The sequence below is a fragment of the Neptuniibacter sp. CAU 1671 genome, from assembly GCF_029222905.1.
GTDB lineage: Bacteria > Pseudomonadota > Gammaproteobacteria > Pseudomonadales > Balneatricaceae > Neptuniibacter.
In genome coordinates this window covers 1-24,677 of the sequence record NZ_JARHUE010000003.1, presented here as the reverse complement: position 1 = coordinate 24,677, position 24,677 = coordinate 1, and the positions used below count along the sequence as shown (strand labels likewise).

The following is a 24,677-nucleotide window of genomic DNA, read 5'->3' as shown; positions in this document are numbered from 1 at the left end:
AGAGACGCACAATATTACAGAGTCGGCCCGACACCTTTAATTGTTAGCTCCGGAAAATATCCAAACGGCTGTTCAACTTCCCCTGAATCACCCGTTTCCGCATTATTGCAACGCACAATACATCAGGTTAAAATTGGCCTGTCTTAGGGGAGTAGTCTTCTTCCTTTCCCGGAAGAGAGTCTGTCAACATACTTGAGCCCACAATGGCTTATGGCAGTCTCGTACCATCACTCACGATGGTATTGGCAAGACCTGAGGTAAATGCCAGTCCCTTGGTGGGCGACTGTCGTTTGCCTTTGGTTGATTTGCCCACCGGAGTTCCATTATGGATGCTTTTTTCACCTCCACACTGACCGTTGCCCTCGCAGAGATCGGCGATAAAACTCAGCTGTTATCCCTGTTGCTCGCTGCCCGTTTTCGCAACAAAACCGCGATAATTGCCGGCATTCTGGTCGCTACCCTGCTTAACCATGCCGTGTCTGCCTGGCTAGGCAACTGGCTTGGTCAGTTCCTGCAATCCGAACTGGGCCGCTGGGTCATTGGCGGTAGTTTTGTTGCACTCGCCCTCTGGTTGCTGATTCCCGACAAAGAGGACGACACCGACAGTCGCTTTGATCAGTACGGACCGTTTGTAGTATCCACGCTGCTGTTTTTCCTTGCAGAGATCGGCGATAAAACTCAGGTTGCGACGGTTCTGCTGGGCGCTCAGTTTGATTCAGTCATTTGGGTAACCCTGGGCACAACGCTTGGTATGCTGATCGCCAATGTACCGGTTGTTTATGCCGGCGAATATCTGATGCAACGTATCCCCATGAATGCCACCCGTATCACGGCAGCCGTAGTATTTGCCGCGGTCGGCATCTGGCACAGTGGTGTGCTAGCCTGATAAGGCTAGGTTATGGGTGTCCATGAAGGACACCCGCTTTGAGAAAGGAATCTCAGATGCACTACATATCAATAACACTCGCCCTGATTGTATGGGCAGGAGATGTCTTCGCGGGTGATGCTTCAATTCTGGTGGGTAATCAACGCATCAGCGCAGGAGATTCATTACAGTCACTCTATTCCGTCTGGGGACGACCCGACTTTAGCCTGACCAGTGAACATACCTGCAAGCGCCTGCTACAACACAAAAAGACCTATTGTTCGCGCAGTCGCAAAGTCTGGAAAAGAGGTGATGAATTCTGGCTGGTGCAACATTCAGGCAGCATGATTATCAAAATCAGTTTCACGCGATTTGAAAGCGGCCTGACTGAAGCATTTTAGCCAGGCCGCCACAGGATTTATTTCTTGGATCGGGCAACCCTGAAGCCAATGTTGTTATTACGACCATCCGGCCAGCGCGTATAGCGGCAGGCGGAGCGGCACAATGCCTGGGTGTACAACCAGGCACCGCCTCTCAGCACACGATCACGGTCATCATTGCGCTCTTTACTGGCGTCAATCTCTTCGGCTCCGTTGTAATGGGGGCTGTAAATAGACGCACACCACTCCCAGACGTTGCCATGCATATCATAGAGACCCCAGGGGTTGGGCGGAAAATGCCCCACCGGCAGGGTACGACCCGCATCACCGATGTTTTCACGTGAGCAGTGCATTTTGCTCAAATCAGGCTGGCTGCCATACCAGAAACGGGTATTGGTACCCGCCCGGCAGGCATATTCCCATTCCGCTTCGGTGGGAAGACGGTAGATATGATCACCATGTTCCGTCAACCATTCGCAAAATTCGACAGCATCCCAGTAAGTGATGTGGGTGGCAGGACGCTGACCGCGTCCCCACCCTGAATCATCAGGCCGGTTTCTACCAACTTGGTCACAGTAAGCATCATACTGCGCAAATGTCATCGGGGTAATTTGCAACTCAAATGTACCTACGGCGATACGCTGCTGTTTTTCGCCTTCACCCATCAGGAAAGTACCGGATGGAATGGTGACAAAATCCTGCTCACGTAGCGGCAGGATATAAACCGGATCACTCTTATCTGCCAACGGTGGCGCCAGAGTCATTTCAGGCACAGCACTGGATTTCGCTTGTGTCTGGGAGCCTTCTGTCAGGGCATCAATCTTACTCTGCAGACTTGCGGAAACCTGATCCAGCTGAGCATTGAAAGTCTGGCGCAGATGTTCCTGTTCCCGCTGATGTTTTTTCTCAATATTCTGAGCGACCACACCCGGGAGCAGCTCACCTGCAGGCAGGGAAACACCATGCAATCGGCGGCGTACTACCTGTTCAACTGCATCTTCAAGAACCCGTTTCTCATTCTCCTGATGCGTCAGCATAATCTCGAGTTGATTACGAATTTCACTGCGCATTTCAGACAGCAGGTCTTCTTTCAGAATTTCGAAGCGTTTATCCAGCGCCTGATCAATATACTGTTCACGGCCTTCACGTTCGTGCAGTAACAACCGCGTCAGGCCACTGCGCTGGGCACAGTCCTGACACATAGGCTGTTCTTCAAAACGATATTTCAGCAGGAAGGTTTCCCTGCAGCGCTGGCAGCGGAAGTGCGGGACATCAGAACTCAGGGCCAGACCTGAGATTCGACAATATAACCCGACCGACTGGCGACTCTGAGTGTCAGTCACATCTCTGTTGTGGATTACATCAGCCTGAGGGCTTGAGGAACGTGCCTCCGGAGTGGACAGGGAATCATCCATTATCCCACCGGAACCGGATTTTGAACGTTGCATGAGCAGGCCTAAATCAGAGTTAACTGAATTAAGTTTTATACACTTAATTGACTTGGGTCAATAAACAGGCAAAAAAGGGGGCGCGGGCCGCGCCCCCAAGGGCATCAAAAATAGCGCGCGTGGAACCGCAGGTGATCTTCAATAAAACTGGCGATGAAGTAGTAGCTGTGATCGTAGCCCGGACGCAGCCGATACGTTAGATCATGCCCCGCTTTCGCGGCAGCCTGCTGCAACGCCTGAGGATGTAGCTGTGTCGCCAGGAATTCATCCGCTTCGCCCTGATCCACCAGCATCGGCGGCGCATCAGCCATGCTCGACAACAGACGCGATGCATCGTATTCAGCCCAGTCAGCTGTGTCTGTGCCCAAGTAAGCCGTCAGTGCTTTTTGTCCCCACGGACACTGGGTCGGGTTCGCAATAGGACTGAACGCCGAAACAGAGCTATAGCGGTCCTGATTGCGCAACCCAATCACCAACGCGCCATGCCCCCCCATAGAGTGGCCGGCAATCGCACGCTTGGCCTGCACATTGAAATTCGCTTCAATCAAGGCGGGCAGCTCATGCACCACATAATCATACATCTGATAATGAGCCTTCCAGGGCGACTGCGTTGCATTGACATAAAAGCTTGCACCCAGCCCCAGGTCATAAGCGCCCTCAGGATCATCCGCAACCCCCTCACCCCGCGGGCTGGTGTCGGGACAAACGATTGCAAGGCCCAGCTCGCTGGCGACCCGTTGGGCGCCAGCTTTCTGAATAAAGTTTTCATCGGTGCAGGTCAGACCCGACAGCCAGTACACCACCGGCACCGGGCTGACTTCTGCCTGTGGCGGCAGATAGATGGCAAACCGCATCTGACAGTGCAGCACCTCGGACTGATGCAGGTACTGCTGCTGTCGACCACCAAAACTCTGGTAGTTACTTTTCAACTCCAAAGACATATCGGTTTCCTTAGCTCTGGAGACAATTACTTATCAAAGTGAATCACACTGCGAATGCTTTTACCTTCATGCATCAGATCAAAGGCTTCATTGATCGCTTCAAGACCCATCGTATGGGTAATAAAGTCATTCAACTTAAACTCACCGCGCATGTAACGCTCAACATATTCAGGCAACTCTGTACGACCTTTAACCCCACCAAAAGCGGAGCCACGCCAGACACGACCGGTCACCAGCTGAAACGGACGGGTAGAGATCTCCTGACCTGCGCCAGCCACACCAATGATGACAGATTCACCCCAGCCCTTATGGCAGCATTCCAGCGCCGAACGCATCACATTCACATTACCGATACATTCAAACGAGTAATCCACGCCGCCATCGGTCAGCTCAACAATCACATCCTGAATCGGTTTGTCATAATCCAGCGGATTAATGCAGTCAGTAGCACCCAGTTTTTTGGCCAGTTCAAATTTAGACGGGTTCACATCGATACCGATAATACGGCCCGCTTTGGCCATGGTGGCACCAATGATCGCTGACAGGCCAATGCCCCCCAGACCGAAGATCGCCACAGTAGCACCCTCTTCAACCTTGGCGGTATTCATCACCGCACCAATACCGGTGGTCACACCGCAACCCAGCAGACAGATCTCTTCAAGCGAAGCTTCAGGATTCACCTTGGCCAATGAAATTTCTGGCAACACGGTGTACTCAGAGAATGTTGAGCAACCCATATAGTGGTAGATCGGCTGACCCTCTTTATAAAACCGTGTCGTACCGTCAGGCATCAGGCCTTTACCCTGGGTGGCACGGATTTTCTGACACAGGTTGGTTTTACCGGACAGGCAAAATTTACATTCGCCACATTCCGGGGTGTAAAGTGGAATCACATGATCACCCACCGCCACACTGGTCACACCTTCACCTACGGCTTCAACAATACCGGCGCCTTCGTGTCCCAGAATCGCAGGAAAAACACCTTCCGGATCTTCGCCAGACAACGTAAAAGCATCCGTGTGACACACACCGGAGGCTACAATCTTGACCAGTACCTCACCGGCCTGAGGTGGCATAACGTCCACTTCTTCGATGGACAAAGGCTGACCCGGACCCCAGGCAATCGCAGCTTTAGCTTTAATCATTACAGTGCTCTCAAAACATATTCAGTAAAAAGGCATTGTATTTTGTTACCCAGCAAGAATAATCTAGCCTTTTATCAAATAATATTTACAGGTGAGTAATAATGAACTGGGAGGGCGTGTGTGAATTTGTGGCCGTCGCTGAAACTGGCAGCTTTACCGCTGCGGCCCGACAGCTGAACATCTCCACCGCGCAGGTCAGTCGCCAGGTCAACAAACTGGAGAACCGACTCTCCAGCAAGCTGCTCTATCGCACCACCCGTAAAGTCAGCATCACCGAAGCCGGGCGCTTTTATTATCAGCACTGTCGGCAACTGCTGGACGGTCTGGAAAGCGCAGAACGTTCTCTGCAGGACCTGCAACAAACACCCCGCGGCAGCCTGAAGATTACCGCCCCCACCACCTATGGTCAGTCACGGATTGCACCGCTGCTGCATGATTTTCTGGCGGAGTATCCTGAACTGGAAATCCAGTTGTTTCTGACCAACAAACAACTGGACCTGATTGAAGGCGGTTTTGATCTGGCGATTCGCCTGGGCAAACTGGAGGATTCCAGTCTGATGGCCCGACGTCTTGCCCCCCGCAAACTCTATGTCTGTGCCTCGCCGGATTACCTGGACAGACACCCTGCACCCACTCACCTGTCGGAGCTTAATCAACACAATTGCCTGCTGGGCACCCTCGATTACTGGCGCTTTCAGGAACGCGGGCATGAGCGGCATATTAAAGTCAGGGGCAATATTCGTTGTAACAGTGGTGAAGCGCTGCTGGATGCTGCCCGCAAGGGACTGGGACTGGTACAGCTGCCAGACTATTACGTGACAGAACTGATCGAGACTGGCGCGCTGGTACCTGTGTTAAGTGAGTACCAGCAAACCGGGGAAGGGATCTGGGCGGTGTACCCTCAGAATCGGCACCTCTCAACCAAGGTTAGGATGCTGGTCGATTATCTGGCTGAACATCTGCGGCCATCCGCCGAAAGCGCAGCAGCAAATCGCAGCTGATTCGGCTCAACCCTGGGCTGCCGCTTCAACAATCAGCTCGCCCTGATACATGTGCATCTGACAGGCGAAGCTGTAACGCCCCGGTGGAAGAGGTTTAAGCGCAATTTCAACAGGCTCGTTCAGGGGCAGTTCCTGACTCAGATCCAACTGATCAAACACCACAACACTGGCGCAGGGCGAAGGATCTTTACGCAGAAACAGAAGACGCGTCTCAGTATTGGCCGGGAGCTGAATATGTGAAGGCTGATACACACCATCCACCACAGTAATGGTGACAGGGCCTGAAACTGACGCAGATCCAGCGCCCCCCTTATACATCCAGAACCACCAGATAATCAGCGCAATCAGCAACACCCCGGCAACATTTACCCACAGCATCATCTTGCCTCCCACTGAGCACCCTGCGCTTTAAACAGTCGCAGTCGGTTGGCATTACTGACTACAGTCAGGGAAGAAAATGCCATCGCAGCACCGGCGATCACGGGACTGAGCAGAATGCCCGAGAGCGGATAAAGCACACCTGCGGCGATCGGGATGCCCGCCACATTATAAATAAAGGCACCAAACAGATTCTGTTTGATATTACGCAGAGTAGCCCGACTGACTGCAATCGCATCGGCCAGCCCATGCAGCGATCCACGCATCAGTGTCACATCCGCACTTTCAATCGCGACATCGGTTCCGGTACCAATCGCAAACCCCACATCGGCCTGAGCCAGCGCGGGGGCATCATTAATACCATCTCCGGTCATGCCGACCATCTCGCCCTGCTGCTGCAACTGAATCACTTTTTCTGCCTTCTGCTCTGGCAACACCTCGGCAAATACTTCAGTAATCCCGACCTCGGCGGCCACGGCCTGGGCGGTCACTGCATTATCACCGGTCAGCATTACCACCCGAATACCACTCTCCAGCAGACGTTTAATGGCAGCTTTGGAATCTGCTTTAACCGGGTCAGAAACCCCCACCAGCGCAACCAGAGCGCCATTCACTGCCAGATACATTGGCGTCTGGCCCTGCTCTGCCATCTGCCGCGCGACAGGGGTCTGCTGTTCAATATTCACCCCATGTTGTTGCATCAGTTTGTCATTACCAAACAACAGTATCTGTGTTTCAACTTCACCGGTCACACCTTTGCCGGAGATGGCTTCAAAGTGAGCGACCGGACTCAGCGCCAACCCCTGTTCTGTTGCCGAACGCACAATCGATTCAGCCAGCGGATGTTCTGAACCCTGCTCAAGACTGGCAGCCAACCTAAGTACAGCCTGCTCATCCAGAGAGCCAAATGTCTGAATGGCAGTCACCTGAGGTGCGCCCGCAGTAATGGTGCCGGTTTTATCGAGAATCATGGCAGTGATTTTGGAGGCATTCTGCAGCGCAGATCCGTTGCGGATCAGCACACCGGCCTCGGCGGCCTTACCTACACCCACCATCACCGACATCGGCGTGGCCAGACCTAAGGCACAGGGGCAGGCAATAATCAGCACCGTGGTGGCAGAAACAATCGCAAAGGCGACCACCGGCTCAGGACCAAAGTTCAGCCAAACCAGCGCACTGAGCACGGCGATGATCATGATTGATGGCACAAAATATCCCGCCACCAGATCCGCCAGACGGCCAATGGGTGGTTTAGAGTTCTGAGCGCGTTTGACCATGCCGATGATACGCGCCAGCGAGGTATCCTTGCCGACGCGGGTGGCACAAAACAACAGCGTCCCGGATTTGTTCAGCGTACCGCCCACCACCGTATCATCGACCGTTTTCACTACTGGCATTGGCTCACCGGTCAACATCGACTCATCGACACTGGACTGGCCTTCCAACACACGCCCATCAACGGGAATTTTTTCCCCCGGTCTGACCCGCACCCGGTCATTCAACTGAACCGCTTCGATGGGAATATCAATCTCCTGGCCATCACGCTGAACACGGGCCGTTTTTGCCTGCAGGCCGATCAGCCGTTTGATCGCTTCAGAGGTCCGACCACGGGCACGAATCTCCAGAGCCAACCCCAGGTTGATCAGACCGATAATCATGGCTGTCGCTTCAAAATAGACATGCCGGGCCATCTCCGGCAGTAGCTGAGGAAACAACACCACCAGCATCGAGTAGAGCCAGGCGGTACCGGTACCCAGCGCAATCAGGGTATCCATATTGGCGTTATGGCTGCGCAGTGACTTCCAGGCACCCACATAAAAGTGGCGTCCGGACAAAAGCATCACCAGCAAGGTCAATCCGCCTATACCCAGCCAGCCCAGTTGTTCAGCTTCGGTATTAACGGACATTTCCCCTGTCACCATGCCATAGAGCATCAGCGGAATGCCCAGTGACAGAGCAATCACCATATCCCTGAGCAGTTTTCGGTAATAAGCCTGATCGGCCGCATCTTTTTCGTCGATCAGGTCAGCATCGGCCAGATCGCCTCTGGGACGGGCATGGTATCCCGCCGCTGCCACTGCCTGAATCAAGGCATCGACGCTTGCAACGCCCTGCACCGTTGCACTGTGTTCGGCTAGGTTCATGCTGGCACTGCGCACACCCGGTACGGCGGTGAGGGATTTCTCAATTTTGGCGACACAACTGGCGCAGGTGGCGCCTTCGATCAGCAATTCACACTCAGCCTCGACAACCTGTGCCCCCGAAGAGATTTGAGATTGTGTAACAGGCTGGGGCGTAACCTCAGATGGGGTTTCAGTTTCAGATTCATCCGCAACCACCGTGGCCCCGTACCCCAGCGCCTTGATGGCTGCGGTCAATTCAGAGTCAGTGGCAGTTCCAGACACCCTGACCAGGCGTTTGGGGAAATCCATTTGAGCATCCTGCACGCCCGGTAACTGTGCAAGTGCCTGCTCAATTTTCACCTGACAACTTTTACACCCAGCGCCCTCAATATGCAGCAAGGTAAAGTCAGATGGCGTGTTGGATGCTTCAGCCACTTCGATCGTCGCCCCATAGCCAAGCGCTTCTATCGCCGCGAGCAACGCCTGAGGAGTAACGACACCTTCCGCTGTCGCCGTTCTGGTTGCAAAGTCCATCTGCGCCGCAGTAACGCCGGGCACAGCCTGAAGCGCGTGCTCAATTTTAGCCACACAACTCTGACAACCTGCCCCGGTAATTTTCAGGCTATAACCGGTCTGCGACGGAACTGATTTAGGCTGCATCAAACACACTCCATCTTCAGGGACCAACACCCCGGCCTTTCATCAGGCCAGTGCAGATTAAAACCAGAAGCGCACACCCGCGACCCATTGCAGGTCATTCCAGTGTTCGCCCTCATCCCGGGCGATATCCGCGGTTTTACCTAATGCGCGTTCCCAGTTCAGACCAATATAGGGTGCGAATTCACGCCTGATTTCATAACTCAGTCTGACACCCAATTCCAGATCAGCCAAACCAGAACCGATACCGCGCTCTTCATCTGTTTTACCGTATGCCGTCAGCTGCAACTCGGGGATCAGCACCCAGCGCTGAGTGAGCATCAATTCATATTCGGTTTTTAACCGAATACCGGTTTGACCAGACTCACCAATAAACAGTGCCGCATCGGTCTCCAGATACCAGGGCGCCAGCCCCTCAACCCCAATGACCGCCCAGGACCTGTCCGGGCGGGGTAGAAAATCGTTCCGCACACCCAGCTGAAGATCCCAGTTCGGATCAATGGCACGACTGTACAGCAGCTGCAGCTCGGCCGATTCGCTTTCACCGTCAAGGCGTTCGCCCCGGGTTTTGAGTTTCAGCTTATTGAGATCATAGCCAAGCCAGGCTTCAGCCTCCCATACCAGAGGGTTACCCTCACGTGCATCCCGAAACTCCAGTTGGTCAAATTTCACCATGCCCACCAGAGGATCAGCATCACCCATGGCATATCCATTGGTAGCCACCAGCGTCAGGCTAAGTGCAACCAGATAATCTTTTACATTCATTGCACTCTCCTCAGCTTACTCTGACTTCACGGAACATACCCATCATGTGATAGATGAGATGGCAGTGGTAAGCCCAGCGTCCTTTAGCATCAGCGGTAACGCGGTAACTGATTTTGGAACCGGGCTGAACAATCACCGTATGTTTACGCGGCAGTTTGCCATCGTCGCCGGTTTCGAGGTCACTCCACATGCCGTGCAGATGCATCGGGTGATTCATCATGGTGTCGTTGACCAGGGTTATGCGCACCCGCTCACCATATTTAAGGTGTAGCGGTTCTGCATCGGCAAAAGGCACGCCATTAATCGACCACATATAACGGCTCATGTTGCCGGTCAGATGCAGTTCAATTTCACGTTCAGGGGGTCGGGGATCGGGGGTCGGATAGAGGTTTCGCAGATCTGCGTAAGTCAGTACCCGTCGGCCATTATCACGCAGGCCAATACCCGGATCATCAAGACGGTATTGCGGGTCCTCTGCACGCATATCCACATGCGGCCCATACTCGGTCGCAGCATGCTGTACCGGCGCGGACTGAGGCTGGCCTGTTGTTCCATGCGCCGCATGCGCTGCATGATCCATCGCGGGCTGACCCGTCGTCTGGTGCGCTGAATGATCCATAGCAGCCGCTTTGTCCGACTGATGCGCACTGTGGTCCATACTGCTACCAGAGCTCATATCATGACCGGAGTGATCCATGGCCTGCGACGCGGACTTGGTGGTCTCTTCGGAAGCCATATTATGTGCCGAATGATCCATGCTGCTGTCTGACTGCATCTGGTGCGCAGAATGATCAACTGCTGGCTCAGCTTTCATCTGATGGCCTGCATGGGGATCACCTACTGCGGCCATTGGTTGTTCACTGTGAGCAGAGTGATCCATGCCATGCATATCATGCATGCCCCCCATGCCCATATCGCCATGACTGAGCAACGGCACAGGGTCCATTTCAGGCACCTCCGCAACCATCGCGTAGTCTGGGGTCAGTGTCCCGCGGGCATAACCGGATCGATCAATGGTCTGCGCAAACAGGGTGTAAGCCTGGTCTGCTGTCGGCTCAACCAGCACATCATAAGTTTCTGCAACGCCAATCCTGAATTCATCAACAGTCACCGGCTCAACGTACTGCCCATCCGCCGCAACCACCGTCATTTTCAGGCCGGGGATGCGCACATCAAAAAAAGTCATGGCGGCACTGTTGATAAAACGCAGCAGGATCTTTTCACCTGCACGGAAAAGGCCTTTCCAGCCCTCGGCCGGAGTGACACCGTTCATCAGGTAGGTGTAGGTATAACCGGTGACATCTGAGATATCGGTCTGGCTCATGCGCATCTGGTTCCACATGGCCCGATCCTGATAGGTTGCCTTCACACCTTTGTCCTGAATATCCCGCCAGGTATCCTGAAAAGTGCGCTCATTAAAATTGTAGTAATGGCTGAGCTTTTTCAGTTTGTGGTACACGCCCATCGGCGACTCATCGGTCCAGTCAGACAACATCACCACATAGTCACGGTCAAAGGTGAAGGGGTAAGGCTCTTTAGGTTCAATCACCAGCGCGCCGTATAACCCGGTCTGTTCCTGAAAACCGGAATGACTGTGGTACCAATAAGTCCCGGACTGATTCAGGCTGAACTGATAGGTAAAAGTCTCTTCGGGCTGAATACCATCAAACGAAAAGCCGGGCACACCGTCCATCTCAGAGGGCAGGATAATGCCGTGCCAATGGATAGAGCTGTCTACGCCCAGACGATTGGTAACATTGATTGTGACCTTGTCACCCTCTTTAAGCCTGAGCGTAGGCGCTGGCAGGGATCCGTTGACAGTCGTTGCAAAGCGATCTTTGCCGGTAAAGTTGACGCGCTGCTGCCCTATATTGAGATTGATGGTTTGGCCGCTTAATTCGGGCGCTCCCGCAGGCGCTTGCATAGCCCAGAGCCTGGAGCCAGGCATACCCAGTGCACCCAATACTCCACCCGCTGCGAGTCCGGTAACAAACTGCCGGCGGCTCAGACCTGCAGACACGGACTTATCTGAAATTTTCATAACAGCCCCCCTTTAATACTGCTGGTCAGGGCTTTTGATGGATTTGTACACCTCTGCCGTTCCATCCTGTTTCAGCAAAATAACCTCATAGGGATCAAAACGCTGGTCCATTTCCATGCCCGGGCTGCCAACAGGCATGCCGGGTACTGCAAGCCCCAGCGCCCCCTCAGGTGGCGACTGCAAAAATTCGGTAACAAACCGGGCAGGCACGTGACCTTCAAAGACGTATCCATCGTTTGATACCGCTGTATGGCAAGAGCGGTAAGCCGGTTTAATGCCGTAATGCTGCTTTACTGCAGCCAGATTCATCGGATGCAGGGTTGCAGTCTCAAGTCCCTGCGACTCAAGATGTTCTACCCACTTTCCGCAACAGCCACAATCAGGGCTTTTATACACCTTTAACTCTTCGCCAGCCGCAAAGGCCATCTGAGCCATCAACGTAACCATAGCTGCACCCGATAAACGGCACAGCAGACGCAAAAACGTAATTTTTTTCATACCACCACCAAATACAAAACGTCTTTTCAGACGTGCTAAATGAACAACTGATTTCGACATAAAGCCGGAGATTGATCAGCCGCGGGGAATAGGAGGCCGCAACAAAGGAGGGGTTATCTGGCCAGACAAGCCATGGGAAGGCGGGTAGATGTAGTGTCGTTCGGGTTGGCGCGCAAATTTCAGACCGGATTGATGAATACCTGCACCGGCCGCGTTACTGATACACGAATGTAACTGACAGTGGCCGGGTTGACAGTGATCAGCCTGAGGATGGGCATCAGCTTGGGCAGTCAACGCCTGTTGCTGACAATGTTCCAGGCATGAGCTGGAACCGTCATCCGTGGTCATTGGCATTTGATGCTGTGCGTGATGCATGGGAATCGGTGTTTTTGGCGTAGTGACAGTCTGCGGCATTTGAATCGCCGCCAGTGACTGCATGCTCATCAGGAGCATCAGCAACAACACCAGGCGTTTTTTCAACATACAGACCATCATTATCTACAGACCATAAAATCAAAGTTCCCAGGTGAAGTATCGCAGCAGGGCAGATATCCGAAAGACCTCTCAGACCGCGCTACGACCTTCACTCTGATTCCATGCAATCAATGTATCTCTGTAAAAATCTTTACGCAAATATAGAACCGATAAGACTGATATAGTTCAACAAAACCGTCGCTTATAAGCGACACTCTAAATCCGATTCAGCGCAAACCCTCAATAGCACTGCAAAAACACTGTCGCCAAATAGAGACATTTAAAATAAAATATTTAAAATCATATATTTACAAACACATTGAGCGCCTATTTTTACCACTAAAGAGCATTAAAAAGTCTCAGTAATATCCATCAAATAAAAACGCCGAAAAACCTTTTTAAGAATAATTTATCTTAAATTCAATTACTTAAAAACAAAAACAACCGTCTTTCAGGTCGGCACCAACTTTTGGCACAGACTTCGCTAAATCTTCCACAGGTTTCACAACTTTGCCCCAACCCTAATGGCATCTGTTGTGGTTTAAAATTGATGGAGGTTTGTATGTTTTTGAATATCTCTTCCAGAACCACGCTGCTCACCGGCGCACTGTCTGCACTTTTCATTCCCGCCGTTTACGCTGACGCTGAAGCAGTCGTGGCTGCGGACACTTCACCAGTCAAAGTGCAACTGGATGCACCGGCCCTGCAGGTGGAAACCAATACGCCGGCTCAGCAAACCACAATTTTGGCAGGTGAATTGAAAGCCAATAGCACCTGGTCTGATAAATCAGGTGATACGCAGACCGAGGCGCAACCCCAATCGGAACTTAATCCGATCTATGAACTGACCCCAGGCCAGCTGACCAACATGATTGTTGTCGACAGCAAAGGCAACACGGTTGGCGCAGTGACCGATATTGTGCGCAGCATGAGTGCTGCAGAATACAAAGCGGTTATCACATCGGGGAAAATACTGGGCTTCGGCGGTAAGAACGTTGCCGTACCCATTGAAAAACTCACGGTGGCCAACAGCAAAATCAGGATCAACAGCTCAGCCCAAGTTCTTGAGCAAGCCGCTGAATTCAAAGGCGAGGGTTACATCTCTCTACCAGACGATCTGCCACTGAGAGAATTTACCGCCATTGATGCGATCCCCGTCGAGCCTACGGCGGTGGGCGGAACGAGCTAACCTAGCGGTAAACCCACGCTGATCAACCAAAATCTCAGGCGCCTAAATGGTCCTGATATGAGGAGGGTACCAACATGAAACGCGTATTGATTTTATCAGTTTTGTTGTCGAGTCTCGTGCTGCAGGGGTGTGGTTTTGTAGCAGGGGCCGCCATTGGCGGAACCGCAGGTTACCTGCTCAGCGAAGAGGGTTACGACGTACAATCTCCCGTCACCAAAGAGTAGACTCAACTCTTGGTAACACCTTGCCTGATCTCTGTGATCAGGCTTTTTTATGGCCGCTTAAAAAAGTGCTATCCACGACACTGTTTCTGGGGTAAATAGCATCTTTGGATTCAACTCGGCACACTGCAATGAACACCCCTCACTTCCCTGAAACATCCGCTGACATAAACGATGTATTGTTCGAGCAGATCGCTGTGAAACTCGAAGAACAGGGTTATGTCGTGTTGCCTTCGGCACTGCCTGCAGATATTTCCGAGCAACTACTGCAGGTACTGGCCCATCAGGATGAGACCGATTTTCATGAGGCCAATATTGGCCGGGGTGCTAACCAAACTTTAAACCCCTTTGTGCGTCGTGACCGAATCCTCTGGATTGAAGCACAGATGACTTCGGCAAAAGTCTGGTTGGACTGGACTGAACAACTGCGTTGCTACCTTAACCGTCGACTCTTTATGGGTTTGTTTTCGTTTGAAAGCCACTTCGCCTGTTATCAGCCTGGCGATTTTTACAAAAAGCATCTGGATGCTTTCAAAGGCCAGTCAAACCGAGTGTTATCCCTGGTCACTTACCTAAACCGGGGCTGGGAACCGGATCAAGGTGGTGAACTGGTTATTTACAGTGAGCATAATTCCGAAGAACCTCTCACCAAGGTGCTGCCCGCTTTTGGTACTCTGGTCATTTTTCTGAGTGAAGAGTTTCCTCATGAAGTATTGGCCGCCTCTCGTGAACGCTTCAGTGTGGCCGGCTGGTTCCGGATAAATACGACCCATATGGATAACCTCGACCCGCCAAGCTAAGACTCAACCGCGGCGCGTCACTGCCGATAACATTAGAAAGAGCTTAATTGCGTGTTTTTTACTCAAAACTTGCTATAATCGCGTCCTCAATTTAAGTTAAAATTGTTTATAAGTGGTTCGACTCTGTAAGCCACTTGGCATGGAACAAGCCACTGATTGCAATTTGGGCATGGATAGATGAATAACATTTTGAAACTGTTAGTCACTTGCTGCATATTCTCTGCAGCAATAGTTGGTGCAGGTTGCACAGCCTCCCAGACAGCGAATGTTATGCCCTCCTCCTCCACCTCCTCGGAGGCTGAAATTGTGATCGGAGAACCCTCCCCAAACGCTGATTTTGTAGCTGCAGAACCCTCTGAAGAGCCTCCCGTTGAGTTGACTGCCGATCTGCTGGACCTTGAGAGCGACCTGTTAAATCTTGATCAGGGACTACTCACCAGTCTGACCGGAAATATTGATAACCTCACCGGTGGCACGGTCTCTGACCTGACGGGTACCCTGGATAGCCTGCTGGGTAGCGACACCAGCCTCTTACTCGGTACGCTGGATAACACACTTCAACCGATTACAGGCACCCTGGACGGTCTGCTGATCGAGCCGCTTGATAACACCCTGGACAGTCTTATTAACGCTGAAACACCCTTGCTCGATCCGATTACGGGTACTGTAGACAGCCTGTTGGGAGGGGATCTGACCAACCCTCCACTGCTGGAGCCAATTACTGATTCGTTAGACAGCCTGTTAGGCAGCGAAGATGGTCTACTGAACCTGAATCAACTGACTGAATCCGCTGACAATTTACTCACAGGAAACATTAACGAAACCCAACTGGTTGATTCTGTGATCGGCACAGTGGATGACCTGATTCAGGAAGACACACTACTGGACTCCTTACTGGATCCATTAACAGACCTGCTTGATCAGGTGGATGATGGCCTTCTGGATCCCCTGGTGGGTGGTTTACTCTAATAAACTGGTTCGCCCTATGTTACAGTCAGCTTCCCAACGGACTTGCACAATTCTCTAGTTTTATACGCCAAAGGACCCGGCACACACATGCGTTTTCACTCACTCCCATATCTTGTTTTTAGCGCTGTTATTGGCAGTAGTTTGGTCACCCTTCCCGCGACTGCAGCAGAACCTCCGTTTATTGCCGATCCTGATGGCCCAACGTTGCCGGTACCGGAATACGAACCAGAGCAGAACAAGCTGCCCGAAGCCCCACAGGCCACCTCTGAAGTGAAAGACCTGCCACGTTTCGATGTACGTCAGGTAACCTTCCAGGGTGGTACTGTATTCACTGATACTGAACTGCAGGCCATGGTAGCTCCCATCAAGGGCCACAAGGTCAGTAAAGCAGAACTGACTCAGGCATTGCAGACAATCACCAAGCACTATCAGTCAGCAGGATACCCCCTCTCGTTTGCTCACCTGCCGCGCCAGTCTTTGGCAAATGGCAACCTGATTGTCATGTTGATTGAGGGCCACATTGCCCAGAGCGATATCAAAATTGAAGACCCTGATGTCCGGGCAAGAATTGAGGGTCTAGTTGCCAAATTGCAGCAATTAAAACCGCTGACGCTTGAAGGATATGAGCGTTATATAAGCCTGATTCAGAGCACACCGGGTTATCGTTTTAAAGTCAACGTACCGCGCCCGGTCACCACTTCTGGCGCTACGACCATTCTGGTCGAAGCCACCGAAGTGCGAACCTTTGATCGCAGTTTCAATATTCAGGCCGATCAGGATGAAGTGCGGCTGCAGCTGGGACTGACCGTAAACTCTTTGACCTCAAATGCCGACAAACTGACCGTTTCGGGACTGATACCGGGCGACACCATCGAAAGCTATCTTAATATTGCTTACCAGCGGGAACTGGGGGATGACGGCTTACAGTTAAGCCTGTCCGCCAACCACTTCAAGAGCAATGGTGACGATACCTTCTACATCACTGATATTCCGGTCAACAACGAAGAGGTGAAAACCCGTGACCGACTCAAGCTGGGCCTGAACTATCCAATCAACCTCACGCGCACTTCAAGTTGGTGGCTAGGGGGTAATCTTCACTATCTGGATGAGACCTCAAACTACGAACTCACACCGGAAGGTTTTGAGCCGATTTACATTGAAAAGAACCTGCGCTATTCAGCCCTTGAACTGGTATCACGCTGGCAGGATCTGAATCGAGAACGCTTCTGGCAACTTAGCGGCAGCATCAAGCAGGGTCTTGATCTGGGTAATAACCGCAATGAGATCGAGCAAAGCAGTTCCAGTCGCTCCGGTTCAGAAGACCTCTATTTTACCTATTTCAAACTGGACGGGTTATGGCGCAAGTCACTCACTCCTCAGTGGCGTCTGACGGCCAAAGGCAGTCTGTTTTTCTCTGATGACATTCTGCCTTCAGCAGAGCGTGTGAGATATGGTGGCCAACGCTTCGGACGCGGATACGATGACGGACAGGCTCAGGGGGATCGCGGGATCGCCGCCGAAATTGAACTGCGTTACCTGATACCGATGACCGGTAACTTTGTTAAACGCTTGGAGCCATACGCCGCTGTCGATACGGCTCATACAGAACTCAATGATCCAAACATCGATTCGTCGATTTCATCCTATGCATTGGGTCTTGAGGTGACAGATACCAAACATTTCAGCGTCGGGCTTGAATACGCAAAACCCACCGGCGACCCACATGTTGAGTCCGGTGACCATAGTCCTTATTACAATCTAAACCTGCGCTGGTCCTTTTAATTACTGTGTTAAGCCCGGCGAAAGCCGGGTTTAATTTAAGCTAGAGAATATGTTCAGCTGGATTATTGAAAACAACGGTTTCATTCTTGAAGCAATCGTCATGGCGGCGATAATCATATATATTGGCTTGAAAATCTGATAATAACCTGCAAACAGTCTGGTTTTATGAACCGACTGCCAAGAAGATACAGATGAAACCAAACCAAACACGCCGCCCATCCCTTCTGCTGGCTTTGGTTGCCCTGCCCATCAGCCTGCAGGCGAATGAATCACTGCCACTTTTAAGCGAAACCGACCTGCTGATCGACATACCTGAAGTCATCTCGGCTACGCACCTGACTCAAAAGCTCACTGAAACGCCCGCCGCTATCAGCATCATCGACCGAAAAATGATCGAGGCATCCGGCGCTCAAAACATACCAGATCTGTTTCGACTGGTGCCTGGTATGAGTGTGTACCATGTCCACAGTAATAAGTTTGGCGTGAGCTATCATGGCGTCAGTGATGATTTCCCGCGCCAGATGGAGGTGATGATTAATGGTCGCTCCGTCTATATCCCATTGTTATCAACCGTGGTCTGGGAAACCCTGGGACTGACAACCAATGATATTGAACGCATTGAGGTGGTCCGGGGCTCCAACGTACCGACACATGGTTCAAATGCGTTCACCGGTGCTATTAATATTATTACGCGTTCCCCCCTGCAGGATCGTGGTACAGAAATCCAAACCACTCAGGGCGCCTTAGGCACTGAAAGTTATTATCTGCGACACAGCGCCAGCTTCGAAGGTCTGGAATTAACCGTCCGGGGCGGGTTCTATCAAAATGATGGTATTGAACGTTACCGGGATAAAGGACTGATTCGACACCTTAATATTGAAGGCGTTTACACACCCTCACTCATCGACACATTCAGCTTCAGTCTGGGATTCAATAATGGGTATGTCGACCGGGGTGATGGCAACCGAGAAGATCCTGAAGAGGCCGAATTTATCACCCGTGAACACGAGTCCAGTTCACAGTCGCTGCAATGGAACCGAATCATCGATCCGGAGCATGCTTATCAGATAAGCTATCAGCACCACTATCTGAATATGGAAACACCGCGCTACAGTGACGCCGAACTTCAAGTGCTACTTGAAGAATCATTCGGCCCGCTGCCTCCCGGTACAGGCGCAGAACTGAACGCGCTCAACCCGACAGGTATATTTAAAGATTCAGAAACCGGTAAAACTGAATCTCACGATATCGAGTTTCTTCACACGCTGACAAAACCGGGTATCGAGGCCGTGGTTGGTGCAGGATACCGCTATGAGCGCGCGAAAAGTGGTGCTCTGCTGCAACAAGCTAACAACCGCTGGCTGGATGAAAATCGCTGGCGCATGTTTGGCAATATTGAATTAAAAACAATACCTGACTGGGTTTTTAATATTGGCGGCATGCTTGAGCACAGCTCTATTGCAGGTACACGCTTTTCGCCACGACTCGCCGCCAACTACCTCTTAGACGGCGATTCTTCTATACGCACAGCCGTAACCCAGGCCTATCGTATGCCTTCGCTGCTGTCTGCAAATAACGCGTTTACCCTGCATTTCCCTCTGGGGGTTGATGACGATATTTATACTAAACCCAATCCGGATTTAGGCCCGGAAAAGATCAATTCAGCAGAGATCGGTTATTTCACTCTGTTTCCACATATCAACAGCCAGCTTGATGTCCGTATTTTCTATGAAGACATCGACGATGCCATCGGTTCATTTTTCGTCGATGCAGATGATCTGGATAACCGTTATATCATTCAGGAAAATGGTTATGACTGGACCAACCAGGGATTTGAATTTCAGTTCAAATACGCTTCCAAAGCAAGTCATGCCTCTTCTGCCCTGTTTAATTACAGCTATAACAACGTAAAGGGCGATCGTGACAGAGGTAACAAAGGCGTACAGCGTCTAGATGAAGCTGCGCCCTTACATCTTGCCTCTTTGCTGCTCAGTACCAAACCAACAGCGCATTCCTCTGTCAGCCTTGCTCAGTATTACCTGCATAAAGTGCGCTGGCTGGAAGGCAATGATGATGACTACCCGGATTATCGCTACAACCGCACGGATCTGCGCCTGGGCTATGACTTTAATCTGGATTGGGGTAGCCAGCTGTCCGCAGCACTGGTTATCCAGAACCTGTTTGATCGGAGGTATTCAGAGTTTTATCACTTCAATACCTTTGATCGCAGAACATATTTGCAGCTCACGTTCAAATTTTAATGGCATGTTGTAACGGACCCGATCAGTGCCCATCAAGATGAATAAAGCAGCCAAACGATACCTTCCAGCCAGGCGGCTGTGCGGGTTGCTGCTGGCTCTTTTATTCACCTTTGGGCAAGCACATGCCCGCGTCTTGCTAATCACCAGCGGACATCAGATTGCCTATCAGGAAGTTGTAACAGCCATTACCCATCAAATCACCGAGCCCTTCACACTGATTTCGATGGACGAACTCAGCGCTGAGCACAGTGACGCCTTACTCTATCCCACAGCCATTGCCATAGGCTCACAGGCAGCGGATCAGGCTTTTGGCCAGCTCTCATCAAAACAAGCACTGATTATGGCCTTCCTGCCCAGGCGCACATACCTCAGCCTGATGGAAAAATATGCAGCCCACCCACGACAGCAGATTAATAACTTCACCGCTGTGTTTCTTGATCAGCCACTTGAGCGCCAGTTCAATCTGATCAGAATCATTAAGCCGGATACGCGCACGATCGCTACAGCGCTGGGGCCTTTTTCCAGCGAAGAGTTACCGGAGCTGATGCGCGAGGGTGAAAAAAATAAAATCGGCATCAAACATGAAGTACTCAGCGAAGACGATAACCCAATGCAGAAACTGCAATCGCTGATTGCGGGCAGCGATGTCGTTCTCACCTTACCGGACAAGTCCCTGTTTAACCGCACGACAGCAAAGTGGATTCTGTATATTTCATTCAGACAAGGGATACCCCTGATCGGATTTTCAGACAAATATGTCACCGCCGGTGCCCTGGCGGCTGTCTATTCTGATCCCGCTGATATCGGCAAACAAACCGCTGAAGTTCTATCCATCTGGCTTAATAAAAACATCCTGCCAAAAGCGCAGTTCCCGCGTTATTTCAAGGTTGCCACAAACCCGGTGGCCGCACGTTCTCTGCATATCCAATTGCAAGCGGCAGAGATGCTGGAACAACAACTCAAAGGCATGGAGCCATGATCACCTGGCGCCTGGGCATACGTCAGCGTGTACTGCTGATCACCTTCTTGCCGCTGTTACTGATTACCCTCTTGTTGGGTGGACACCTGATAACCTCACGTCTTGAGGATGCACATACCCAACTGCAGGAAAAAGGCCTGATTATGAGTCAGTTGCTGGCCTCGTCAGCAGAGTTTGGCATGCTCACCGGCAACACTTCCGCGCTACGAAGTTTGATCAGCTCAGCAATGAAACAGGAAGAAGTGGCTGACGTACTCTTCCTGGATCGTGAATATGGTTTGGTACAACGGGCGGCGGCTTCAAGTTTTATCCCCCCCGAAGCAGCCAAATTCCCGCTGCAGGAAGGAAATATCAGTTACTTCCGCTATCCCATTACGACCACCGGGTTCGACATCACCAACAACCCGGAACTGCAGCCCGAATACAGCAGCCCCGAGTTTATTGGTTGGGTGATTGTGGCCTTCTCAAATAACCCTACCCAACAAAGACAGCACGAAATCATTCTGCGCAGTCTGGTCATGTTGGGGATCATATTCCTCCTGGCTTTCTGGCTCGCGACACGTTTCGGACGCCAGATCACCCGACCCATTCTGGAGCTGAGTCGCGTTATTCAGCAACTCCAACGCGGCAATCTGGAAGCTCGGGCAACCATTAAAAGTACCGGTGAGCTCAAAGAGCTGGCACATGGTTTTAACCAGTTGGCACATCAGGTGTATGAATCAACGCAGAATCTGGAGAGTCAGGTCGATAGAGCCACGCAAAGGTTACGTTCTACGCTGGTTCACCTTGAGAAACAGAACCAGGCGCTTGATGCAGCACGACAGCACGCAGATGACGCTAATGCGGCAAAGGATGAGTTTCTGGCACGCATGAGTCATGAGCTCAGAACACCGCTGACCTCGGTACTTGGCTTCGCTCGTTTGTTAGAGCGGACACCGCTCAAAATGGAGCAGAAAGAGTACACCCGCATTATTAACCTCACATCAACACTACTGCTTTCAATCATTGATGACATATTGGATTACTCAAAACTGGAATCCAATGCAATAGAACTGGAACAACTGCCGTTCAATATCGAAAGCTGTATTCTTGATGTCTTCGAGATGCAAACCGTTCTCGCGCACGACAAGAAACTTGAACTGGTACCCATTATCCAGCCGGATACTCCACGCATCCTTCACGGGGACTCTGTGCGTGTTAAGCAGGTCATCAGTAACCTCGTCAGCAATGCTGTCAAATTCACATCGGAAGGGCATGTTGCCGTTTATGTCAGCGCCACTGTTCAGGCGGACCAGCAAGTCAGTCTGCGCATCATTGTGAGGGATACGGGTACAGGCATTCCGGAAGAGCGCGTAACACATCTGTTTAAGGCGTTTAATCAGGCCGATACGTCCATCAGCCGGCGTTACGGTGGATCAGGGCTAGGGCTGGTTATTGCTAAACAATTAACTGAGCTGATGGGCGGTACCATCAGCCTCGCCAGCGAAGAACAGCATGGTACAACCGTCACCTTAGAGATACCGTTCAAAGTCAGCCCGGTACAGTCAATACTGTCTCCGCTTCAGGTTAACCATCTGATTATTTATGATCACTGTGCGGAAGTACGAACAGCACTTAAATACCTGCTTGAACCGTTCATCTCAGAGATCCATGTCGCTAAATCACTGGAAGAGATGTCCAAGCTCGCCGAGAGCCTGCCAACCAGCTCCATTTTATGGGGCTTACCGGCAGGTGATCTCAGCGAAGCGACCATTCTGCAACTAGGTGAAGCTTTGCAATATGCCACGCACCCGGTGGTCATTCTTTCAAGCCAACCGCTGGCGCTGGACCTGCCCCGTAAAGTGATCCAGCTGCGCAAACCGGTCAGGACACAGTTGCTGCTAAACGCACTGTCACCGGATGCACAGCAGTCACCAGAGCAAGAAACTGCAACGCTTAAGTTCAGTGGCACACCGCGCATCCTGATCACTGAAGACAACAACTTCAACCGCTTACTGGTCTGCCGCATCCTTGAGAAAGCTGGAGCTAAAGTCTATGAAGCAGCCAATGGTGAAGAAGCCGTAGATAAGACGTTGAGGCTTAATCCTGATCTGGTGCTGATGGATGTACATATGCCACGAATGGACGGTATAGAAGCAACGCGTCAGATACGACTGCGGCGCAAACATCCCCTGCCTATTGTTGCCCTGACAGCCAATATCATCAGCAGTGAACATCAAAAGCTGCTGGAGGCTGGGGTCAATCAGGTTTTATTGAAACCGATTAATGATCATGAGCTGTTCCAAACCATCGAAGAACTGCTTTTCCCGAAAGAGGCATCAAACAGGACAGCAGAACCCCCTCCGGACCAGTCACCGACCTGCGGCACTCAGCTGGAGGCGTATGGCATTAGCCAAGCCGATTTGACTGATGAGCTGAAACAACAGTTAGAAGGACTCAGAAATCATTTCGATAAGCACAACTTTGTCGGCATGCGAGAACACAGCCACCAGATCATTGGTCTGGCTGGACTGTACCAGTTACCCGAACTCGAAAACGCCGGAACAGAATTGCATGAAGCAATCCATAGCCAACAGCTGCGCACAATCTGGAAAAAGCTCTGGCATATGACGCGTATTATCGAGCATGAACAGTTTTAACATCAAAACCAGCGTGACACAGGCTCAGCCTCAATCAGTTTCTCTAAGCGCTGATAAATAACCTGCAACCGTTCCATGCCTGCCCGATCATAAATGGCACCATTGAGCCCCTGATGAGCCGCAGATACCGTTTCAGTACCCTCATCCAATGCAATACAACTGACACGAATCGCTTCCAGATCAGGATCATGCGTAATGGGCAACGCCAGAAAAAGTGTCCATTGATCAACAGAAGCCTGCTGAGTGATAACGGCATTCAGGAGATGAAGAATCTCTTCACGTCGAGGCCGATAGGTAGGTGGTTTACCGTAGAGAAGAGCAAGACACAAACCAACTGTCATGCATAAGGTCACTGCAAAAACAGCCAGAAAATCCATCTAGATCACCATCAGTGAATCAATTTACTGAAATCGTATTCAACCAGGAAACTGGCTGCCTGATGAATTTTTGCTTCATGCTTTTTTTCCAGCTCAGCCATTTCCAGCTTATAACGCCAGCGCTCCTGTTTAGAAAGCTGCTGCCACTTATCCTTAATCGGAATATGCTGAGTCAGATTATGCATCTCACGTAACACTGAAACTTCCGGCTTCTTAACCAACTCGGGTGAGAGGCTTTCAAGCAATGTACTGAGTCTGATAGATGCCTCAGTCAATGTGAGCTTCTCATCATGACCTACAGCCCGTGCAATAACTTGCACGCTTTCGATCAGATAGGCGCGTCGCTCACGCAGGTCATTGGCTTGCTTCTCGATCCTTTCAACCTCAGCCTTCTGCTTCTGTTTACGCTGCTGCCAGTATCTGTACAGATACGCCAGACACAGTGCGATAACAACCAGACATAACCCAATAAGTGTGTAGACAACAGGCTGAGACATTTATCACCCAAATTCAGTGTTTTTCAGTTCGCGCTATCTTAGCCACATCAGACACATTATGCACATCAGGCGTAAATAACAGGCATTAAAAAACCCCGGGACCATACGGTACCGGGGTTCTTTAATATTAGGTGCTTGGCGATGACCTACTCTCACATGGGGAAGCCCCACACTACCATCGGCGATGTTGCGTTTCACGTCTGAGTTCGGGATGGATTCAGGTGGTTCCACAACTCTATGGTCGCCA

At 51.3% G+C, this 24,677-nt stretch carries 22 protein-coding genes, 1 rRNA gene and 1 riboswitch; of the genes, 11 read left to right on the top strand and 12 right to left on the bottom strand.

Features of this window, described 5'->3' with window-relative positions; genetic code table 11:
- The first annotated feature begins 134 nt into the window (after window positions 1–134).
- Window positions 135–243: riboswitch (yybP-ykoY riboswitch) on the top strand.
- Window positions 244–325: 82 nt separating this feature from the next.
- Window positions 326–886 (top strand): TMEM165/GDT1 family protein, encoded by a 561-nt coding sequence (locus tag P2G53_RS06115; RefSeq protein ID WP_275815311.1) that lies wholly within the window; start codon window positions 326–328, stop codon window positions 884–886.
- Window positions 887–942: 56 nt separating this feature from the next.
- Window positions 943–1,266: a hypothetical protein gene (locus tag P2G53_RS06110; protein ID WP_275815309.1), complete on the top strand. Its 324-nt coding sequence runs from the start codon at window positions 943–945 to the stop codon at window positions 1,264–1,266.
- Between the two features lie 17 nt (window positions 1,267–1,283).
- Here the strand turns inward: P2G53_RS06110 and P2G53_RS06105 are convergent, their stop codons facing one another.
- From P2G53_RS06105 to P2G53_RS06095, 3 genes are all read right to left on the bottom strand, one after another.
- Entirely contained in the window at window positions 1,284–2,660 is a 1,377-nt protein-coding gene (locus P2G53_RS06105) for a formylglycine-generating enzyme family protein (protein ID WP_275815307.1), read from the bottom strand.
- Window positions 2,661–2,797: 137 nt separating this feature from the next.
- Window positions 2,798–3,634, bottom strand: a complete 837-nt coding sequence (fghA, locus tag P2G53_RS06100) for an S-formylglutathione hydrolase (protein ID WP_275815305.1) — start codon at window positions 3,632–3,634, stop codon at window positions 2,798–2,800.
- Between the two features lie 26 nt (window positions 3,635–3,660).
- Window positions 3,661–4,779 carry an S-(hydroxymethyl)glutathione dehydrogenase/class III alcohol dehydrogenase gene (locus tag P2G53_RS06095; protein WP_275815303.1) on the bottom strand — a complete coding sequence of 373 codons (1,119 nt, stop codon included), beginning with the start codon at window positions 4,777–4,779 and terminating at the stop codon, window positions 3,661–3,663.
- Between the two features lie 101 nt (window positions 4,780–4,880).
- Here P2G53_RS06095 and P2G53_RS06090 point away from each other — a divergent pair, with 101 nt between their 5' ends.
- On the top strand, window positions 4,881–5,780 hold the full coding sequence (locus P2G53_RS06090) for a LysR family transcriptional regulator (RefSeq protein ID WP_275815301.1): 900 nt from the start codon (window positions 4,881–4,883) through the stop codon (window positions 5,778–5,780).
- 6 nt (window positions 5,781–5,786) lie between these two features.
- On the opposite strand, the gene P2G53_RS06085 is transcribed toward P2G53_RS06090, so the two are convergent.
- The 6 genes from P2G53_RS06085 to P2G53_RS06060 all read right to left on the bottom strand — a co-directional run bounded on the left by P2G53_RS06085 (window position 5,787) and on the right by P2G53_RS06060 (window position 12,725).
- Window positions 5,787–6,161, bottom strand: coding sequence for a cupredoxin domain-containing protein (locus P2G53_RS06085; RefSeq protein ID WP_275815299.1), 375 nt, complete (start codon window positions 6,159–6,161; stop codon window positions 5,787–5,789).
- On the bottom strand, window positions 6,158–8,941 hold the full coding sequence (locus P2G53_RS06080; protein ID WP_275815297.1) for a heavy metal translocating P-type ATPase: 2,784 nt from the start codon (window positions 8,939–8,941) through the stop codon (window positions 6,158–6,160). Before P2G53_RS06080 ends, P2G53_RS06085 begins: the two co-directional genes overlap by 4 nt.
- A gap of 57 nt (window positions 8,942–8,998) precedes the next feature.
- Window positions 8,999–9,703, bottom strand: a complete 705-nt coding sequence (locus tag P2G53_RS06075; protein ID WP_275815295.1) for a copper resistance protein B — start codon at window positions 9,701–9,703, stop codon at window positions 8,999–9,001.
- Between the two features lie 10 nt (window positions 9,704–9,713).
- The gene (locus P2G53_RS06070) at window positions 9,714–11,744 is read right to left on the bottom strand and encodes a copper resistance system multicopper oxidase (RefSeq protein WP_275815293.1); all 2,031 of its coding nucleotides are present in this window, start codon (window positions 11,742–11,744) and stop codon (window positions 9,714–9,716) included.
- Window positions 11,745–11,756: 12 nt separating this feature from the next.
- A complete protein-coding gene (locus P2G53_RS06065) occupies window positions 11,757–12,242 on the bottom strand; it encodes a DUF411 domain-containing protein (protein ID WP_275815291.1) in 486 nt (161 codons plus the stop codon).
- A gap of 75 nt (window positions 12,243–12,317) precedes the next feature.
- Complete coding sequence (locus P2G53_RS06060) at window positions 12,318–12,725, bottom strand: hypothetical protein (RefSeq protein ID WP_275815289.1); 408 nt, start codon at window positions 12,723–12,725, stop codon at window positions 12,318–12,320.
- A 553-nt stretch (window positions 12,726–13,278) separates the two neighbouring features.
- On the opposite strand from P2G53_RS06060, the gene P2G53_RS06055 reads away from it, so the two are divergent.
- The 8 genes from P2G53_RS06055 to P2G53_RS06020 all read left to right on the top strand — a co-directional run bounded on the left by P2G53_RS06055 (window position 13,279) and on the right by P2G53_RS06020 (window position 23,556).
- Complete coding sequence (locus P2G53_RS06055; protein ID WP_275815287.1) at window positions 13,279–13,905, top strand: PRC-barrel domain-containing protein; 627 nt, start codon at window positions 13,279–13,281, stop codon at window positions 13,903–13,905.
- Between the two features lie 74 nt (window positions 13,906–13,979).
- The gene (locus P2G53_RS06050; RefSeq protein WP_275815285.1) at window positions 13,980–14,129 is read left to right on the top strand and encodes a hypothetical protein; all 150 of its coding nucleotides are present in this window, start codon (window positions 13,980–13,982) and stop codon (window positions 14,127–14,129) included.
- Window positions 14,130–14,257: 128 nt separating this feature from the next.
- Complete coding sequence (locus P2G53_RS06045; protein ID WP_275815283.1) at window positions 14,258–14,926, top strand: 2OG-Fe(II) oxygenase; 669 nt, start codon at window positions 14,258–14,260, stop codon at window positions 14,924–14,926.
- 306 nt (window positions 14,927–15,232) lie between these two features.
- Window positions 15,233–15,895, top strand: a complete 663-nt coding sequence (locus tag P2G53_RS06040) for a hypothetical protein (protein WP_275815281.1) — start codon at window positions 15,233–15,235, stop codon at window positions 15,893–15,895.
- A 141-nt stretch (window positions 15,896–16,036) separates the two neighbouring features.
- A complete protein-coding gene (locus tag P2G53_RS06035; RefSeq protein ID WP_275815279.1) occupies window positions 16,037–17,677 on the top strand; it encodes a POTRA domain-containing protein in 1,641 nt (546 codons plus the stop codon).
- Window positions 17,678–17,868: 191 nt separating this feature from the next.
- Window positions 17,869–19,938, top strand: a complete 2,070-nt coding sequence (locus P2G53_RS06030) for a TonB-dependent receptor (RefSeq protein ID WP_275815277.1) — start codon at window positions 17,869–17,871, stop codon at window positions 19,936–19,938.
- Window positions 19,939–19,963: 25 nt separating this feature from the next.
- On the top strand, window positions 19,964–20,917 hold the full coding sequence (locus P2G53_RS06025) for an ABC transporter substrate binding protein (RefSeq protein WP_275815275.1): 954 nt from the start codon (window positions 19,964–19,966) through the stop codon (window positions 20,915–20,917).
- Entirely contained in the window at window positions 20,914–23,556 is a 2,643-nt protein-coding gene (locus tag P2G53_RS06020) for an ATP-binding protein (RefSeq protein ID WP_275815272.1), read from the top strand. The genes P2G53_RS06025 and P2G53_RS06020 overlap by 4 nt, the downstream gene beginning before the upstream one ends.
- A gap of 2 nt (window positions 23,557–23,558) precedes the next feature.
- Here P2G53_RS06020 and P2G53_RS06015 read toward each other — a convergent pair whose 3' ends face one another.
- The 3 genes from P2G53_RS06015 to rrf all read right to left on the bottom strand — a co-directional run.
- Window positions 23,559–23,933: a hypothetical protein gene (locus P2G53_RS06015; protein ID WP_275815270.1), complete on the bottom strand. Its 375-nt coding sequence runs from the start codon at window positions 23,931–23,933 to the stop codon at window positions 23,559–23,561.
- Between the two features lie 11 nt (window positions 23,934–23,944).
- Window positions 23,945–24,430, bottom strand: coding sequence for a DUF2489 domain-containing protein (locus tag P2G53_RS06010; protein ID WP_275815267.1), 486 nt, complete (start codon window positions 24,428–24,430; stop codon window positions 23,945–23,947).
- Window positions 24,431–24,563: 133 nt separating this feature from the next.
- Window positions 24,564–24,677, bottom strand: a 5S ribosomal RNA gene (gene rrf / locus P2G53_RS06005); the annotation flags it as partial.

Excerpts from the sequence above, each read along its gene's own strand:
- P2G53_RS06065 (WP_275815291.1), bottom strand. The coding sequence starts at position 12,242 with ATGAAAAAAATTACGTTTTTGCGTCTGCTGTGCCGTTTATCGGGTGCA.
- P2G53_RS06070 (WP_275815293.1), bottom strand. The coding sequence starts at position 11,744 with ATGAAAATTTCAGATAAGTCCGTGTCTGCAGGTCTGAGCCGCCGGCAG.
- P2G53_RS06085 (WP_275815299.1), bottom strand. The coding sequence starts at position 6,161 with ATGATGCTGTGGGTAAATGTTGCCGGGGTGTTGCTGATTGCGCTGATT.
- P2G53_RS06105 (WP_275815307.1), bottom strand. The coding sequence starts at position 2,660 with ATGGATGATTCCCTGTCCACTCCGGAGGCACGTTCCTCAAGCCCTCAG.
- P2G53_RS06090 (WP_275815301.1), top strand. The coding sequence starts at position 4,881 with ATGAACTGGGAGGGCGTGTGTGAATTTGTGGCCGTCGCTGAAACTGGC.
- P2G53_RS06010 (WP_275815267.1), bottom strand. The coding sequence starts at position 24,430 with ATGTCTCAGCCTGTTGTCTACACACTTATTGGGTTATGTCTGGTTGTT.
- P2G53_RS06095 (WP_275815303.1), bottom strand. The coding sequence starts at position 4,779 with ATGATTAAAGCTAAAGCTGCGATTGCCTGGGGTCCGGGTCAGCCTTTG.
- P2G53_RS06030 (WP_275815277.1), top strand. The coding sequence starts at position 17,869 with ATGAAACCAAACCAAACACGCCGCCCATCCCTTCTGCTGGCTTTGGTT.
- P2G53_RS06055 (WP_275815287.1), top strand. The coding sequence starts at position 13,279 with ATGTTTTTGAATATCTCTTCCAGAACCACGCTGCTCACCGGCGCACTG.
- fghA (WP_275815305.1), bottom strand. The coding sequence starts at position 3,634 with ATGTCTTTGGAGTTGAAAAGTAACTACCAGAGTTTTGGTGGTCGACAG.
- P2G53_RS06015 (WP_275815270.1), bottom strand. The coding sequence starts at position 23,933 with ATGGATTTTCTGGCTGTTTTTGCAGTGACCTTATGCATGACAGTTGGT.
- P2G53_RS06060 (WP_275815289.1), bottom strand. The coding sequence starts at position 12,725 with ATGTTGAAAAAACGCCTGGTGTTGTTGCTGATGCTCCTGATGAGCATG.
- P2G53_RS06080 (WP_275815297.1), bottom strand. The coding sequence starts at position 8,941 with ATGCAGCCTAAATCAGTTCCGTCGCAGACCGGTTATAGCCTGAAAATT.
- P2G53_RS06075 (WP_275815295.1), bottom strand. The coding sequence starts at position 9,703 with ATGAATGTAAAAGATTATCTGGTTGCACTTAGCCTGACGCTGGTGGCT.
- P2G53_RS06050 (WP_275815285.1), top strand. The coding sequence starts at position 13,980 with ATGAAACGCGTATTGATTTTATCAGTTTTGTTGTCGAGTCTCGTGCTG.
- P2G53_RS06020 (WP_275815272.1), top strand. The coding sequence starts at position 20,914 with ATGATCACCTGGCGCCTGGGCATACGTCAGCGTGTACTGCTGATCACC.
- P2G53_RS06110 (WP_275815309.1), top strand. The coding sequence starts at position 943 with ATGCACTACATATCAATAACACTCGCCCTGATTGTATGGGCAGGAGAT.
- P2G53_RS06115 (WP_275815311.1), top strand. The coding sequence starts at position 326 with ATGGATGCTTTTTTCACCTCCACACTGACCGTTGCCCTCGCAGAGATC.
- P2G53_RS06045 (WP_275815283.1), top strand. The coding sequence starts at position 14,258 with ATGAACACCCCTCACTTCCCTGAAACATCCGCTGACATAAACGATGTA.